The organism is Streptomyces manipurensis (assembly GCF_049570255.1).
Lineage (GTDB): Bacteria > Actinomycetota > Actinomycetes > Streptomycetales > Streptomycetaceae > Streptomyces > Streptomyces manipurensis.
In genome coordinates, this window is the sequence record NZ_CP186950.1 from 375,831 (window position 1) to 391,739 (window position 15,909).

9 protein-coding genes are annotated in these 15,909 nt (G+C 76.2%); 1 reads left to right on the forward strand and 8 read right to left on the reverse strand.

The features are described from left to right. Positions 1-24: 24 nt before the first annotated feature. From ACPU2J_RS01920 to ACPU2J_RS01945, 6 genes are all read right to left on the reverse strand, one after another. Positions 25-3,096, reverse strand: coding sequence for a condensation domain-containing protein (locus ACPU2J_RS01920; RefSeq protein ID WP_423832584.1), 3,072 nt, complete (start codon positions 3,094-3,096; stop codon positions 25-27). Then, positions 3,086-4,942: an amino acid adenylation domain-containing protein gene (locus tag ACPU2J_RS01925; RefSeq protein ID WP_423832585.1), complete on the reverse strand. Its 1,857-nt coding sequence runs from the start codon at positions 4,940-4,942 to the stop codon at positions 3,086-3,088. Before ACPU2J_RS01925 ends, ACPU2J_RS01920 begins: the two co-directional genes overlap by 11 nt. Before the next feature lies 1 nt (position 4,943). Beyond that, complete coding sequence (locus ACPU2J_RS01930) at positions 4,944-6,863, reverse strand: non-ribosomal peptide synthetase (protein WP_423832586.1); 1,920 nt, start codon at positions 6,861-6,863, stop codon at positions 4,944-4,946. After that, positions 6,863-10,084, reverse strand: coding sequence for a non-ribosomal peptide synthetase (locus tag ACPU2J_RS01935; RefSeq protein ID WP_423832587.1), 3,222 nt, complete (start codon positions 10,082-10,084; stop codon positions 6,863-6,865). Before ACPU2J_RS01935 ends, ACPU2J_RS01930 begins: the two co-directional genes overlap by 1 nt. A gap of 343 nt (positions 10,085-10,427) precedes the next feature. Then, the gene (locus ACPU2J_RS01940; RefSeq protein WP_420082020.1) at positions 10,428-11,717 is read right to left on the reverse strand and encodes a condensation domain-containing protein; all 1,290 of its coding nucleotides are present in this window, start codon (positions 11,715-11,717) and stop codon (positions 10,428-10,430) included. 99 nt (positions 11,718-11,816) lie between these two features. Continuing rightward, positions 11,817-13,175: an MFS transporter gene (locus ACPU2J_RS01945; protein ID WP_423832588.1), complete on the reverse strand. Its 1,359-nt coding sequence runs from the start codon at positions 13,173-13,175 to the stop codon at positions 11,817-11,819. A 461-nt stretch (positions 13,176-13,636) separates the two neighbouring features. Here ACPU2J_RS01945 and ACPU2J_RS01950 point away from each other — a divergent pair, with 461 nt between their 5' ends. Then, a complete protein-coding gene (locus ACPU2J_RS01950) occupies positions 13,637-13,948 on the forward strand; it encodes a hypothetical protein (protein WP_365071845.1) in 312 nt (103 codons plus the stop codon). Between the two features lie 21 nt (positions 13,949-13,969). Here ACPU2J_RS01950 and ACPU2J_RS01955 read toward each other — a convergent pair whose 3' ends face one another. Together ACPU2J_RS01955 and ACPU2J_RS01960 are read right to left on the reverse strand one after the other, a co-directional pair. Next, on the reverse strand, positions 13,970-15,082 hold the full coding sequence (locus ACPU2J_RS01955) for an ABC transporter substrate-binding protein (RefSeq protein ID WP_423832589.1): 1,113 nt from the start codon (positions 15,080-15,082) through the stop codon (positions 13,970-13,972). Positions 15,083-15,174: 92 nt separating this feature from the next. Next, complete coding sequence (locus tag ACPU2J_RS01960; RefSeq protein ID WP_420082017.1) at positions 15,175-15,876, reverse strand: class F sortase; 702 nt, start codon at positions 15,874-15,876, stop codon at positions 15,175-15,177. Between the last annotated feature and the right edge of the window lie 33 nt (positions 15,877-15,909).

The following is a 15,909-nucleotide window of genomic DNA, read 5'->3' on the forward strand; positions in this document are numbered from 1 at the left end:
GGTGTTCCGGACACGGCGGGCGGGTCAGGCCCGGGCCCCGGCCGCCGGGCCGGTCATCTCCGCGAGCACGGTCCTGCGGTCCTCTCCGGGCCGGGCCCGCAGCGGGCGGGCCAGCCGGACGCTGTCGTAGTGCCAGCGGTGGTCGAGGTCCTGCGGGACGGTCCCGGTCAGGTGGACGGCCGAGCCGGTGCCGAGCAGTTCCGTGAGGTCCTGTGCGAGGTCGCGCCAGGAGACGTGGCCGCTGCACGCGTTGGCGACCCCGTGCACGGGCCGGTCCAGGCACTCGGCGACCGCCCGGGCCAGGGCGGCGGCGTGCACCCAGGCGGCCCCGTACCAGGCGTGGCCGCCGGTCCCCGGAGCCGGCAGCTCGATGGGCAGGCCCTGGCGGGCCGCCTGGTAGAGCGAGCCGAGGGCGCCCCAGCGCAGCTGTTCGCGCAGCCGGTCGTGCGCGCCCCAGACGATCGGCGACCGCACGGCGCTCGCGCCCCCGCGTCCGCCGGTCCCCGCGGCCCGCAGGACCATGTCCTCGCAGTCGAGCTTGGCCCGGCCGTACGGGCTGACCTGCCCCTGGGGCGGGGCCTCCTCGACGACGCGGTCGGTGGCGGGGTGCCCGTAGGCGTCCACGCTGCTGACGAACACGAACGGGCCGCGCCGCCAGGCGTCGACCATCGCCTCGGTCGCCGCGAGGTCCACCTCGTGACGGGTGAACGTGCAGGCGGCGTGCACGACCGCGTCCGCGCGGGCGACGGCGTCGCGCAGACCGGCCAGGTCGGCGAGGTCGCCCTCGACGACCTCGATGCCCTCCCCCGCGACCAGGTGGGCGGACTCGGGCCGGGCCAGCGCCAGCACGGGACGCCCCGCGGCGGCGAGTTCGCGTACGACGAACGCGCCCACGCCGCCCGTCGCACCCGTGACCAGGACCGTGCCCGGACGGACCTCCCGGGAGCGGGCCGCCGGCCGCCGCGCGGCCTTGGCCTCGCTCTGCCGTGCCGCCCGCTCGTCGAGGAGCGCGGTCAGCTCCCGGGGCGTGCGGGCCTGGAGGACGTCCAGGCCCGTGAGCGGCAGGCCGAGGTGCGTGCGGAGCCGCTCCGCGAGCTGTACGGCCTTCAGGGAGTGGCCGCCCAGGGCGAAGAAGTCGTCGTCCGGCGCGGGGCGCGCCCCGAGCACGGCGGAAAACGCCTCCGTGACCGCCTGGCCCCGGGGCCCGCCGGGCGCGTCCTGCGGGGACGGCCCGGGCAGCCGTGCGGAGTCGGGCGGTCCGTCGGCGGTACGGGGCAGTGCGTCGAGGAGCGTGACCGCGGCCGGCACCACCCCGGGGGCGAGGGTGCGGCGCAGCAGGCCGAGCAGTTCGACACCGGAGGGTCCGGCGCTGTCGCGGAGCACCGCGTAGGCCACGGCCGGCCCCTGTGCCGGCCGGACCACCGTGGCGTCGGCCACCTCCGGGTGGGCGCGCAGGGCCCGGGCCGCCGGGTGCCGGTCGCCCTCCGCCCCGGATCCGTCCGGCTCCGCCGGGTCGGGCCCGGCGGGGTCGGGCCCGGCGGGGTCGGGCCCGGCTTCCTCGGGGGCTGCTGCCCTCTCGGGGAGGGGCAGCGCGCTCAGGGCGAGGTCCGGGTCGGCCGCCACCGCGTGGAGCAGGGCGGCGTAGTCCCGTACGGCCGCCTGCGCCGCGGCGGCGTCGAGCGCCTTCGCGTCGTACTGGACGAGCACCCGGGGGCTGCCGTTGTCACCGGCCGGCTCCAGGCCGTACGACAGCGTGAACTTCGCGCCGTCGGAGGGGACGTCGACGTACGTGGCGGAGGTGCCCGGCAGCCGGAGCACGGTCGGCTCGCCGAGGACGTCGCTGGTGACGCCGACCAGCGCGGTGCCGTCGGTGCCCCGCGCGCCGGCTCCGAGGCGTTCGAGGACCAGGTCGAACGGGATGTGCCGGTGGCTCTGGGCCTTCAGGAGCGCGTCGTTCACGCGGCGCAGCAGCCGGGCGAAGGACGGGTCGCCGGAGAGGTCCACCCGGACGGGCAGGGTGTTCACGCACAGGCCGACCAGGCCGCGCATGGCGGTTCCGCGGCGGTGGGTGCCGGCCACTCCGATGACGAGGTCGTCGTCGCCGGTGAGCCGGTGCAGCGCGGCGAAGGCCGCGGTGAGCGACACGGCGAACAGGGTGGCCTGCCGCTGGGCGCCCAGGGCCCGCAGGGCGTCGGGGACGCCCGGTTCGAGGGGCGCGTCGTGCACGGCCGCGGCCGGTGAGCCGGTCCGCGCGGGGGTCGCCGGGCGGGGCAGCCGCGGTGGGGCGGCGTCGGCCAGCAGGGCGGTCCAGTCGTCCAGTTCGCCGTCGAGGCCGGGCAGGCCGTCGTGCTCGCGGCGGGCGTGGTCGGCGTACTGCGGTGCCTCGGCGAGGGGCTGCGGGCCCGGGGCGCCGGTGGCCGCCGCGTAGAGGACGGCGAGTTCACCGGCCACGGTCTCCAGCGAGGCGCCGTCCATGCCGATGTGGTGGAACGTCAGCAGCACCGTGTGGTCCTGCGGCCCGTGGCGCAGGACCAGGGCCCGCACGCCGTCGCCGGCCGTCAGGTCGAAGGGCCGCGCCGCCTCGCGCCGCAGCAGCCCGGGGGCGTCGTCCGGCTCGCTGTCGACGACGTGGACGGGGACCGTCCGCGGGGTGGGGAGCACCTCCTGGAAGGGCTCGCCGTCGTGCTCCGCGTAGCGGGTGCGCAGGATGGTGTGCCGGGCGACCAGGGAGGTGAGGGCCGTGGCGAACGCGGCCACGTCGAACGGTCCGCCCACCCGGGTGGCGAACGGGACGTGGTACGAGTCGCCCGCGCCGCCCAGCCGTTCCATCAGCCACATCCGCTGCTGGGCCCGGGAGAGCGGGGCGCGAACGCCCTGTGGGTCCGCGGTGGTCGCTGTCGCGGTGGCGGCGGGCGTGGCGTCCTGCGGTGCCCGCTCGTCCGGCCCGGTCTCCGGACCGGTGTCCCGGGCGGTGTCCGGTCCGGTGCCGGACCCGGCGGTCGCGCGCCGGGCGGTGCCGGCGCGGGCCCGGCGCAGCAGCTCCTGCTGGAGCTGTCGGCGGCGGTCTCCGGCCGCGGCGTCGGCGTCAGTGGACATCGCTGTGCTCCGGGGTCTCGGGGTGCAGGTCCTGGTGGGCGGCCAGCAGGGCGCGTTCCACCAGCGCCGCCTGTTCGGCGACGCTCGGGGTGGCGAAGAAGTCGGCGAGGGAGATCTCCACGCCCAGTTCCTCGCGCAGGTCCTCGGTGACGGCGAGGGCGAGCAGCGAGTGTCCGCCGAGCAGGAGGAACTCCGCGTCGGGGTGGGTGACCTCGACCCCGAGCGCCTGGCCCCACACGTCGGCGACGGCCTGTTCCAGCGGGGTCATCGGGGTCGCCGGGCCGTCGGCGGTCGGGCCGCCGCCGGTGGCCGGGCCCGCGGTGAGCGCGCGCCGGTCGACCTTGCCGGCCGGGGTGAGGGGGAGCCGCTCCCGCAGGGTCACCACGTCGGGGACCAGGTGGGCGGGGAGGAGCGCGGTGAGCCGTTCGCGCAGCGCCGCGCCGGACGGCACGGGCCCGGGGGCGGCGACCACGTGCGCGACCAGGCGGGCTTCGGGGGTCCCGGAGCCCTCGACGGTGACGGCGGCGTCGTCCACGTCCGGCTGCTCGCGCAGGGCGTGTTCGACCTCGGCCGGTTCGATGCGGAAGCCGCGGACCTTCACCTGGTCGTCGTTGCGGCCGTGGAAGCGCAGGATGCCGTCGGGCCGGAGGGAGACGACGTCGCCCGTGCGGTACAGGCGCTCCCCGGCGGCGGCCGGGTGGTCGACGAACCGTTCGGCGGTCAGCTCCTGAAGGCCCGTGTAGCCGAGGGCGAGCCTGCTGCCGCCGATCCACAGTTCGCCGCGCCCGCCGTCGGTGACGGGCCTGCCGTCGGCGTCCAGGACGTGCGCGGTGGCGCCGGCGACGGGCCTGCCGATCGGGATCTGCTCCGCGCAGTCCTCCGCGGTGACCCGGTGGGCGGTGGCGAAGGTGGTCGTCTCGGTCGGTCCGTAGCCGTTGACGAGCTCCAGCCAGGGGAAGGCGGTGAGCACCTCGCGGGCCTGGGCGGCGGCCATCGCCTCGCCTCCCACGACGACCGAGCGGAGCTGGGAGAAGACGCGGGAGCGGCGGGCCGCGAGCTGGTGGAAGAGGGCGGTGGTGAAGAAGGCCACCGTCACGCCGTGCCGTTCGACGTGCCGGGCCAGGTCCTCCAGGGAGGGCCGCTGTTCGGTGCACACGACGACCGCGGCGCCGTTGGCGAGCGCGACCCACACCTCGAAGGTGGAGGCGTCGAAGGTCATGGGCGAGTGGAACAGGACCCGGTCGCGGCCGGTGACGGTGACGTAGTCGGGGGCGGTGACCAGTTCGGCGACGGCCCGGTGCGGCACCAGGACGCCCTTGGGGCGTCCGGTGGAGCCGGAGGTGAACATGATGAACGCCGTGCCGTCCGGGTCGGCTCCGTCCACCGGGCCGCTGTCGGCGAGGGGCTCCTCGGGCAGGGCGAGGACGGGACCGGGGAGCGGGGTGGCGTCCAGCAGCTTGGCGTCGCCGACGGTGAGCGTCACCCGTGCGTCGGCGATGACCGCCTCGGTGCGCGGCCGGGGCTGGGCGGGGTCGAGCGGTACGCAGACGGCTCCCGCGAGCCAGAGTCCGAGCTGCGCCACGACCGTCCGGTGGGAGCGCGCCGTGAGCAGCGCGACCCGGTCGCCGCGGGTCACACCGTGCGCGCGCAGCCGAGCGGCGAGGGCGTGCCCGGCCCGGAGCAGGCTGCCGTAGGTGAGGGTGGTGTCGCCGTCCACGACGGCGAGGGCGTCGGGGGTGAGGGCGGCGTGCCGTGCGACGAGGGCCGGCAGGGACGCGGGCCCGGTGGTCGCCGCGGGCGCGGCGGCGTACGGCGCGTCCGCGGTCGGCAGTGCGGTGGCGGTCATGTCAGGCTCCTTCCGGGCGCGGGGTCAGGCGCTGTTCGAGGACGGCGGCGAAGGCCCGCAGGTCGGTGCTGCGCAGCAGTTGGGGGGCGCGCAGGCGCACGCCGGCCTCGCGTTCGAGGGTCTCCAGCAGCCGCGCGGCGACGATGGAGGTGCCTCCGGCGTCCGAGAAGTGGTCGCCGAGGCCGGTTTCGGGCCTTCCGAGGAGGTCGCGGACGGTGGTCAGGACGAGCCGCTCGGTGGCGGTGGCGGAGGCGAGGTCGTCGGCGCCGCCGGCCGGGCCCGGCGCGGTCTCCGGGGCCTGGGCCAGGGCGGCCAGGGCGGGCCGGTCCACCTTGCCGTTGGCGTCGAGGAGGAAGTTCTCGACGATCCGGACGGCGGCGGGGACGGCCTGCTCGGGGAGCCAGGGCCGGACCGCGTCGAGGAGCTCGCCCGGCTCGGGGGCGGCGTCGGCGGCGGGCCGGACGTGCGCGACCAGGCGGGCGTGGCCGGCGCCGTCGCGCAGCACGGTGACGACGGCGGCGAGCACGCGGGGGTCCTGCTCGAAGGCGGCCTCCACCTCGGCCGGTTCGATCCGCACCCCGCTGATCTTGACCTGGTCGTCGAGGCGGCCCAGGAAGTCCAGGCTGTCGTCGGCGTTCATCCGGACGCGGTCGCCGGTGCGGTAGAGGCGGTCGGCCTCGGGCAGGCCGGTCTCCGGCGCGGGCGCGGTGAAGCGGCTCGCCGTGAGGTCGGGGTCGAGGTAGCCGAGGGCCAGGCAGTGGCCTCCGACGCGCAGTTCGCCTTCCTCGCCGCGGGCCACGGGGCGTCCCTCGTCGTCCGTGACGACCAGGGTGACGCCGGGCAGCGCGGTGCCGATGGGCGGCGGCGCGGTGTCTCCGGCCTCCGGGTCGGTGGCGCGCATGGCGTGGGTGGTGGTCACGACGGTGGCCTCGGCGGGGCCGTAGGCGTTGTGGACGGTGGCGGTGACGTCGCTGCCGGGGCGGCGGCGCATGCGGTCGCCGCCCACGACGAGGTGGCGCAGGGCCAGGTCCTGCGGCCACGGCCGGGCCAGGAGGGGTTCGACGGTGGGGGTGGCCGCGACGGCGTGGGTCAGCCCGGTGTCACGCCACCAGTCGGTGAGGACGCGGGAGTCCCAGCGGGTGTCGTCCGGGGCGGGGACGAGGGCGGCTCCCGAGGTCAGGCCGGCCCACAGTTCCAGCAGGTGCGGGTCGAACGCGACGCCGATGAGCAGGGACTGCCGGTCGCCCGGGGCGATCCCGGTCTCGGCCCGGTACCAGTCCAGGGCGACGGAGAGCGAGGCCTCGCCCACGGCGACCGCCTTGGGGCGGCCGGTGGACCCTGAGGTGAGCACGGCGTACAGGGCGGCTTCGGGCGCGCGGCGGCTGCCGCCGGGGGCCGCGGTGAAGGCCGCGACGGCGGTGGCGGGGGCGTTGACCCCGTGGACGGGCAGCGGCAGCGGGACGTGCTCGCCCTCGCGGTGCTGCTCGGGCAGGACGCCGGGGTCGCCGATGAGGCAGGCGACGTCGAGGTCCTCGGTGACGGCGCGGGTGCGGCGTTCGCCGGGGCGGGGTCCGAGCGGGAGGTAGACGGCGCCGATCCGGGCGAGGGCGACGGCGGTGACCACGAGGGCGGCCGACCGGTCGAGGCAGACGCCGACCAGGTCGCCGGGCCGGACGCGGTCGCCCAGGGCGGCGGCGAGCTCTCCGGCGGCCTCGTCGAGGTCCTGGTAGGTCCAGGTGCGGGCGGAGTCGATCACCGCGGGGGCCTGCGGGGTGCTGCTGACCCAGTCCTCGAAGCGGGCGAGCACGCGGGTCGGCTCGGCGGCGGGGCCGTGGGCAACGCTGGGCGCTCCGGCCTCGTGGGACACGGCGGCGTCGTGGGATGCGGCGGACGGGGCGGGTGCGGTCGGGGACTGGATCATCACGACTCCGTGGAGGGGGCGGTGGCGGCGAGGGCTTCGGCCTGGTCGGCGAGGACGGGGTTGCGGAAGAGCACCCTCAGCGGCGGGCGGGTGCCCAGCCGGGGCTCCAGCCAGGCGGCCAGCTCGGCGGCCAGCAGGGAGTGGCCCCCGCTGTGGAAGAAGTGGGAGCGGGCGTCGAACCGGCCGTGGCCGAGGACGGTGCGCCAGCCTTCGGCGAGGAGGTCCGTCATGGGGTCGCCGGACGCGGCGGACCCGGCTTCGGCTCCGTCGGCGGCTTCCGGAGCGGTGGCACCGTCCGCGACGACGGTGCCGTCCGCGGCGGGCACGGCTTCCGGGCCGGACACGGACTCGGTCGTCGCGGTGTCCTCGGCGTCGAGGGCCGCCGCGCGGCGGGACAGTGCCGCGCGGTCGGGCTTCCCGCCCGCGAGGGTCGGCATGGTCTCCAGTCGCGCCCAGCGGGCGGGCACGAGCGGGCCGGGCAGCCGGCGGCTCAGCTCGGCGTGCAGCGCCTTCTCGTCGAAGGCGCTGTCGTCGTCGCCCTCTTCGAGGAAGGCGACGAGCCGGGGCGCGCCAGCGCCCTCCCGGTCCAGGACGACGGCGCAGGACCGGCCGCCCAGCACAGCGGACGCCGCGGCCTCGATCTCCTCCAGCTCGATGCGGTGGCCGCGGAGCTTGATCTGGTTGTCGCGTCGGCCGAGGAAGTAGAGCAGGCCGTCGAGGCCGCGGTAGCCGAGGTCCCCGGTGAGGTAGACGCGCTGCCCGTCGAGTGCGTCGACGGTGACGAACCGGGCGGCCGTCGCCTCCGGGTTTCCGGCGTAGCCCGCGGCCAGGCCGGGCCCGGCGACGGCGAGCTCGCCGACCGCGCCGGAGGGCAGCGGGCGGTGGTGCGCGTCGAGGACGTGGATCCGCTCGCCCGGCAGCTCGGTGCCGAGGGGGATCTCGGTGCCGTCGGCGAGGGCCTCGCGGGAGATCTCGTGGACGGTCGAGCTGATGGCCGCCTCCGTGACGCCGTACGCGTTGAGGACGGTGGCGTCGGTGTCGGCGAGGAAGTCGCGCAGGGCCTGCGCGGGCAGGCGTTCGCCGCCGAGGACGAGGAGGCGCGGCGTCCAGCTGGCGTCGCGCAGCGCGGGGCGCAGGTCCTCGCGGGTGGCGAGGAAGTAGCTGGTGGGGAGGTTGGCGACGGTCACCCGGGCGGCGGCGAGCTGTCCGGCGAGCTCCGTGCCGGTGGGAACCTCGTGCTCGGGCAGGACCAGGCAGGCGCCGGCGTGCAGGGTCGGCAGGACCTCTTCCAGCGCGACGTCGAAGGACGGCTGGGCGAACATCAGGACCCGGTCGGAGCTGACGAGGCCGAACCGGTCGGCGGCGGCCGTCATGTGGTGCACCAGGGCGGCGTGGCCGACGGCGACCGGCTTCGGGGTGCCGGTCGATCCCGAGGTGTGGATGACGTACGCGGTGCCCGGCAGTTCGGTGGTGCCCCGCGCGGACGGCAGTTCGGGGGCGTCGAGACGGGCGGCGGGCAGTCCGTCCGGCAGGGCGGGGGTGCCGTCGCCGGTGAGGACCAGGGCCGGAGCGAGCCGTTCCAGCAGCAGGGCGAGGCGGGCGGGCGGGTCGGACGGCGACAGCGGGCAGTAGACGGCGCCGGTGCGCAGGCACGCGAGCAGGGCGACGACGGAGTCGGTCCCCCGGGGCAGGACCACGGCCACGGGGCGGCCCGGTGTCACCCCGGCGGTGCGCAGCTTCTCGGCGAGTGCGCCGACGCGGGCGTCGAGTTCGCCGTAGGTGAGCCGGCGGGCGCCGTAGAGCAGGGCGGGCAGTGAGGGGTGGTGCGCGGCGACGGGGTCCAGCGGGTCGCGGTCGGCCGGTACGGGGAGGGATTCGGCGGCCTGCTCCACGGGGGCCGGTGCCAGGTCCGCGAGCGGGGTCCCGGGGCTGTCGAGGTAGGCGCGCAGCAGGTCGAGGAAGCGGCCGGAGACCATCCGGGCGACGTCCTCGCCGAAGAGGTCCATGTCGTAGTCCCAGACCAGCGTCATGCCGGGCGCGCCGTGGCGGACGGTGACGCCGCGCCGGTCGTCCGGGAGCAGGACCACGTCGAGGTCGAAGCGGGTGGTGCCGGTGTTGAAGCCCTCGAAGAGGGTGATGTCGAGGCCGGGTACGTCGATCTCGGGCAGGGGCGCGTCGTGGGCGCTGAACATGACGGAGAACAGAGGGTTGTCGGCGCCGGAGGTGTGCATGCCGAGCGCCCGGGTCAGCTCCTGGACCGGCACGTCCTGGTGGGGCAGGGCGCGGATGAGGGTGTCGGTGACCTCGTCCATGGTGTCCTGCGCGGGGGCGGCGGCGTCCAGGTCGAGCGGGAGCGGGATGGTGTTGACGAACATGCCGACGGCGTCCTCGTAGCCGCGGGGGCGGTTGCCGACGGCGGTCCCGACCACCATCCGGGAGCGCCCGCTGTGCCGGCGCAGCAGCTCGGCGAACAGTCCGAGGAGGGTGCTGAAGGGGGTGAGGCCGCGTTCGCGGGCGTGTCCGCGCAGGCGTTCGGCGAGGTCGGCGCCGATGGTCTGGCGCAGCTGGCCGCCGTGGTGCCTGCGGCGGGCGCCGGGGCGGGTCAGGCCGGGCAGCGGCAGGTCGTACTGCCGGTCCTGGAGTTCGTTGCGCCAGAATGCGAGCGATGCGGGGGCGTACGCGGCGCCGGCCTGGTCGCGGACGTGGTCCGCGTAGGAGGAGGCGGGCGGGAGTTCGGGGTTCTCGCCGAGCACGTGGGCGCGGTACACGCGGAAGACGTCGTCGAGCAGGATCGCGAAGGAGTGCCCGTCGTGGATCAGGTGGTGCTCGACGTGGACCAGCCGGTGGTGGTGCTCGGCGAGCCGGACGAGGGTCCAGCGGATCAGCGGCGCCTCGAAGGTGTCGAGCGGTGTCTCGGCCTCGGTGCGCAGGAGCCGGGCGAAGGCCGCCTCGGGGTCCTCCTCCGTGCTGAGGTCGGCCTCGTGCAGCCGCGGCGCGCACTGCGGTGCGACCCGCTGGCCGGGTACGGCCCCGGCGGAGGCGACGAGTTCGAGCCGGAGTCCGGGGTGGCGGGCGAGGGTGGCCGCGAGGCCGCGGCGCAGTGCCTCGGTGTCGAGGGTGCCCCACAGGTCCAGTGAGCCGGTGAAGTTGTAGGCGCGACTGCCGGGCTGCATCTGCTCGTGCAGCCAGACGATCTCCTGCGAGGAGGAGAGGGGGAGCATGGGCGATCCCTGAGGTTGTCGGGTCGGTCTGCGGTGCCGGTCACGGTCGTGGCCGGCGTCGTGCGGACGGCGTCGCGGGTCGCGCGGTGCCGTTTCGTGCATGCGGGGGGGGATGCCGTGGGGGGAGGTTCGGGGCGCGCGGCGGGCGGGGCCGGGCTGGGCCGGGCGGCCGGCGGGGCCGCCTGCGCGGGGCGCGTGGGGACGCGCGGTGGGTGGGGTCCGGTGGACGCCGGGGAAAGCGCCGTGGTGTGACCGGACCGGCAGGAGGTGCGGGTGGTTCCGGTGAGGTGCGGGCGGTCGGGCCGCCGGGTGGGGCTGCTGCCGCGGTTGCGCGGCAGCGTGCTCAGTCCATGGCGTGGTCCGAGGGGCGCAGCGCGTGGGTGAGCGCGTCGAACGCCCGGTGCGCGGTCGCGTCGTCGAGCACGGCCCGGTCCCACACCATGCGCAGGCGGATCTCGGCCCCCTGGGTGACGGACACGGCGAAGGGGCCGCGGACGGGTCTGCCGTCGACGTGGACCTCGCGGCCCTCGACGCCGGCCAGCCGGAGGGGCGGGCGGCGGGAGTCGTCGTCGACGGTGAGCAGTCCGTCGAGGCCTCCGGTCCAGTCGGCGCCGGCGGCCCGTACGGCCGCCACGACGGCGTCGAACGGTACGTCGGCCCGGTCGAGGTCGTCCCACCAGGCGTCGGCGGTGACGGCCGAGCCGGGCCCGTCGCCGGTGTCCGCGGGGAACACGAGGGTGTTGAGGAAGCAGCCGACGACCGGATCGGCGCCGGCGGGACGGCCGCCCCACGGGTAGCCGAGCGGGACGGCGAGGCCGGGGCCGTAGAGTTCGCGGGCCGCGGCGCGGCAGGCGTCGAGGAGACCGGGGAAGGACACGCCGCCGTCGTGGGCGGGCAGCCGGGCCTGCGCGGCGCCGCTGGGCCGCGTCCCTTCGGGTACGCGGGCCGCGAGGGGGGCCGGGGCGTGGGCCCGCAGGGCGCGCAGCCGGTCCGCCCAGTACGCGGCCGCGGCGGGCGTCTCCGCGCGTTCCTCGGCGGCGAGCTGGCGCAGGACGGCGTCGTGGTAGGCGGCGAGTTCGGCCTTCGTCTCCTCCGGTTCGGGCGGGGCCGCGAGGGCCTCCTCGCCGTAGGCGGCGCCGAGTTCGTCGACGATCCGCGCCAGCGAACGGCCGTCGCAGACGGCGTGGTCCAGGGCGACGGCGAGGATCTCCTCCTCGCGCTCCTCGTCGTACACGAGGAAGAGCCGCAGGGCGGGGCCCTGCGGGGCCCAGGCGGCCAGGGCGCGACGGAGGGTGTCGGCGGGTGCCTCGCCCGGTGCGGGGGCCGGCCGGGTGAGGGTGACGTCCGGCTCGGTCACGCTCAGGACGGGGGTGCCGCGCAGGACGTCGGGCCGGGAGCGCAGGGCGGTGTGCCGGGCGGCGAGACGGCACGCCGCCGTCCGCAGGCGCTCGGGGTCGACGGTCCCTTGCGGGAAGGCGAAGAACATCGGCACCACGTCGGGGCGTCCCGCCGGGTCCAGTCGGCGCACCAGCACGAAGCGGCGTTGTGCTCCGGTGACCGGCAGCAGGGTGTCGGATCCGTCACCGGCGAGGCGCCGGTAGCGGGCCAGGTACTGACTCGTGATGCTGAGCACGGGGTCCTTCTCGGTCGTGGCCGCGGACGCGCGGACGGGGGTGGCGGTGGGCGTCGTCCGTACGGGGACGGGTGCGGACGCCGGGCCGCCGTACGGTGGTCAGCCGGTGGAGGCCGGGGCGGGACGGGCCTCGCCCTCGGCGGCGCTGGGGTCCTGCGGCGCGGGGTCCCGGGGTGCCGTGTCCTGCGCCGGGGCGGTGTCCTCGTCCTGGGGTGCGGGCAGGTCCCGCATGCGGCGCAGCGGGGAGAACAGCAGGGGCAGGGGGACGGCCAGGATGCCGATCGCGCACCAGACGAGGGCGGTGCGCGAGCCGTAGGACTGGGCGAGGGCGCCTCCGAGGAGGGCGCCGAGCGGGAGGGTGCCCCACATGAGGAAGCGCAGCGTGGCGTTCATCCGGCCGAGCAGCCGGGGCGGGCACATGCCCTGGCGGAAGCTGACCTGGGCGACGTTGTAGACGACCGCGCCGAAGGAGACGACGCCCGACCCGGCGGCGAACAGGACGGCGCCGGTGACGCCGTGTCCGGACAGCGGCCACAGCAGCGCGAACGGACCGGTCACGAGGAGGGACAGCAGGATGACCCGGGCCTGCCCGAGCCGGGCCGCGATGCGTCCGGAGCACAGGGCGCCCAGCAGCCCGCCGACGGCCGACGCGGACAGCACCAGGCCGAGCCCCCCGGCCTCCAGGCCGACGACGCGGACGAGGTGCACGGTCTGCGTGGCCATGAGGACGGCGGTGAAGAAGTTGGCGAGGCCGGTGGTGAGGGCGATGACGCGCAGCAGCGGATGGCCGAGGATGAAGCGGACGCCCTCGCCGATCTCCTTGCGCAGGGATCCGCCGGGGGTGCGCTCGGGGACCTCCTCGGTCTTGCGGACTCGCTGCAGGAACAGGGCGGACAGGAGGTAGCCGACGGCGTCGACGATGACCGCGAAGTGCGCTCCGACGAGCTGGACGAGTCCGCCGCCGAGGCCCGGTCCGGTCACCTGGGCGGTGGAACGGACGGTCTCCAGCGCTCCGTTGCCGGCCACGAGCTGGTCGCGGGGCAGGATCTGCGGCAGGTAGCTCTGGTGGGCGACGTCGAAGAACACGGTGGCCACACCGGTGACCAGCGCGACCACGTAGAGCTGGGCCATCGTCAGGACGTCGGCGAGCGCGGCGGCGGGGATGCTCGCCATGGCGGCGGCGCGCACCAGGTCCGCGCGGATCATCAGGGGTCGTTTGCGCATGCGGTCGGTGAGCGCCCCTGCGGGCAGTCCGACGAGCAGGAAGGCGGCGGTCTCCGCGGCGGTCAGCAGGCCGACCTGGAACGCGGGGGCGTCGAGGACGAGGACCGCCACGAGGGGCAGCGCCACCAGCGTCACCTGGGCACCGAACTGTCCGGTGGCGGCTCCCGCGAGCAACAGGCGGAAGTCGCGCAAGCGCAGAGGGCCACCGGTGGCGGCTCGGTTTGTGTCGGACATGTGAACGACCTTCACCGATCCATCGATCAAGAGTCAAAGTAAACCTGCCACTTTCGGACTTGTTTTGCCGCCCTGCGGACACCTGTCGATAAATCCTTCGCACTACCCGGGGTAAGGCCGCGTGAATTCCTGTCAACCCCGCATGAGGGGCGGGACGAGGGGGTCAAGGGGGGACAGGGAGGGCGAAGGGGGGCCGAGCGGCCACCCTTACCCTGAGTAATCGATTCCACGCTGGCCGAAAAGGGTCGGCGGTGACCGCATCGCTACGGAAGCAAACATTCCGTCCGCTATGAACTCCGGCCTGCGCGCGCACAGTTGCCGGCAGGCCCCCGAGGGGTCCTCCGTCGGAGGCGCGACACCGACGACCGGGCCGCCCGGCCTGACGGGCCGGGCGGGGTTCGACCGGGATCATCGGGGCACACGACGAGTCCCGACGCCTTGCCCGCCGACAGGAGGCAGCAGTGACCACCACCTACGTCATCACCGTGCCCGGCACGTTCCTCAGCGAGGCCGATGCCGCGACCCGCTCCCGGCTGGCGCGGAGGCTGGCCTCCCACCACACCGACCTGAGCGAGGCCGAGGACGTCCGACTGCTCACGGTCCACGAGGGCGGGACCTTCTCGGCGCGGCTGGAGGTGGAGGCACCCGACCGGGCGACGGCCGAGGCGAACGCCGTACGGCTGGTGGCCGACGCCCTCGCGGAACTGGGGTTCTCCGAGAAGGACGCTCCCCTCGGGCCGCCCGCCGTCACGGGTGTCGAGGGCGATCTCTGAGGCGCGCCCGGCCGGCGCCCCTCAGCCGGTGTGCAGGATCCGGAAGCGGTCCGGGTCCGCCGGGTCGCGATCGACGACCTGGACCGGCGCCGCGTCCCACTGCCACAGGCCGGTGCCCGGGGTACGGGAGAAGGTGATCCGCCCGCGCGTGCCGTCCACGGCGACGTCCGGCCAGGCATGTGCCGTACGGGTGAGGTCCGTGCCGTGGGTGCGCAGCAGCGCCGCGAGGACGGTCACCGTGTCGTACCCCTCGAAGCCGACGAACGACGGTGCGGCGCCCAGCCGTTCCCGCAGGGCGGTCCGGACGCGTCGGGCGAGCGGGCCGGGGTCCTCGGGCAGGTAGCGCAGGAAGGGGACGGCCGACCCGTCCGGGCCGAGCAGCTCCGCCCACTGCGCGAACTCCGGCTGGCCGGCCGGCGCTCCGATCAGGAGGCCGGCCAGGCGCGGCTCCCGGCGCAGGCACGTGACGAGCGGGACCGCCGGCTCCGGGGTGCCGGCCAGCAGCAGCAGTGCCGTCGCGCCGCCGTCGAGGAGCGCGTCGCGGACTCCGGCGGGGCCGAGCCGCCGCACGTCGAGCTCGGTGAGGGTGGCGCCGTGCGCGGAGAGGCGTTCGCGCAGGATGCGGGTGCCCGAAGCCCAGTAGACGCTCGGCTCGGCCGCCACGGCGATCCGGCGGTGGCTCGCGCCGAGGAGGAAGTCGGCGTAGAGGCTCCAGCCGCGGGACTGCGGCGGGGCCAGCCGCGCGACACAGTCAGTCGGCCGTTCGGTGAGGGCGTCGAGCACCGCCGAGGAGCAGAGGAACGGCACACCGAGGGCGTCGGCCCGGGCCGCGGCCGCCCTGGCGACGACGCTGTGGTACTCCCCCGCGACGGCGGCCACGCCCAGCCCGGCCAGCTCCGCCACGGCCGCGGCGGCCCGCTCGGGATCGGCCGCGGTGTCCCGGACCACCAGTACCAGCGGGCGGCCCGCGATGCCACCGCCGTCATTGGTCTCGTGGACGGCCAGTTCGAGTCCCGCGAGCAGGTGGCGGCCCGCCTCGGTCCAGCCCGGCCGGGTCAGCGGGGCGAGGGCCCCGATCCGCACCGGCGTCCCGTGTCGTCGTGGAGGGCGCACCAGGGTGGTCATGGCGCACATTGCACCGGCCGTACCCGCCGCGGGGCAACCGGTTTTGCCCGTCGGCCGCGGTGACCGCGGCCGACGGGCGTCCCGCCCGGTCCCGGCTCCGGCTAGGCGGCGCCGGTCATCCGGGCGAACACCACCACGTTGCTGTCGTAGTAGTGCTTCTTGGGGTCGAAGTCACCGCCGCAGGTGACCAGTCGCAGGCCCGCGTGGTCGAGGTTCTTGTAGACCTCCATGGTCGGGAACTCCGCCTTGGGGTACTCGGCGACGCGGTCCACCGTGAAGGTGACCGTCTTGCCGTCCTTGCGGGTCACCTTGATGGTGTCCCCGCCCTTCATCGACTTCAGCTTCTCGAACACCGCTGCCGCTCCGTTCCAGGTGACGTGCCCCGCGATGACGGCCGGTCCCTGGGAGCCGGGGGTCGGCCCCGGTTCGTACCAGCCGGCAAGTGCGGGGTCCTTGGGGGTCTGCATGGTCCCGTCCGTGTTCTGCCGCAGCGTCTCCAGGGTGCTCGACAGGTTGAGGGACGGGATGGTGATCTTCTGGGGTTCCGACCGGGCCAGGGCGGGCGCCGCCCGCCCCGCGCCCCCGGCCGCGGCGCCACCCTGCGCACCGTCCGCGGGTGCCGCGCTCTCGCCGCCGGGTGCCTTCCCCCCGTCCGCGGGAGCCGCTGCGTCCGGGGCACCGCCCGGCTGGACCTGCCCGGCGGGGGCCGCCGGCCCTGCCGCGTCCTGCCCGCCGCACCCGGTGAGGAGCGCGCCGGTCAGGGCCACCGCCGCCAGCCCTCCCCGCGTACGCCGCCCGCGCATGCGGGACACGGGTACGCCCGGGCGCACCGGGCC

Excerpts from the sequence above, each read along its gene's own strand:
- ACPU2J_RS01945 (WP_423832588.1), bottom strand. The coding sequence starts at position 13,175 with ATGTCCGACACAAACCGAGCCGCCACCGGTGGCCCTCTGCGCTTGCGC.
- ACPU2J_RS01955 (WP_423832589.1), bottom strand. The coding sequence starts at position 15,082 with ATGTGCGCCATGACCACCCTGGTGCGCCCTCCACGACGACACGGGACG.
- ACPU2J_RS01920 (WP_423832584.1), bottom strand. The coding sequence starts at position 3,096 with ATGTCCACTGACGCCGACGCCGCGGCCGGAGACCGCCGCCGACAGCTC.
- ACPU2J_RS01930 (WP_423832586.1), bottom strand. The coding sequence starts at position 6,863 with ATGATCCAGTCCCCGACCGCACCCGCCCCGTCCGCCGCATCCCACGAC.
- ACPU2J_RS01935 (WP_423832587.1), bottom strand. The coding sequence starts at position 10,084 with ATGCTCCCCCTCTCCTCCTCGCAGGAGATCGTCTGGCTGCACGAGCAG.
- ACPU2J_RS01925 (WP_423832585.1), bottom strand. The coding sequence starts at position 4,942 with ATGACCGCCACCGCACTGCCGACCGCGGACGCGCCGTACGCCGCCGCG.
- ACPU2J_RS01960 (WP_420082017.1), bottom strand. The coding sequence starts at position 15,876 with ATGCGCGGGCGGCGTACGCGGGGAGGGCTGGCGGCGGTGGCCCTGACC.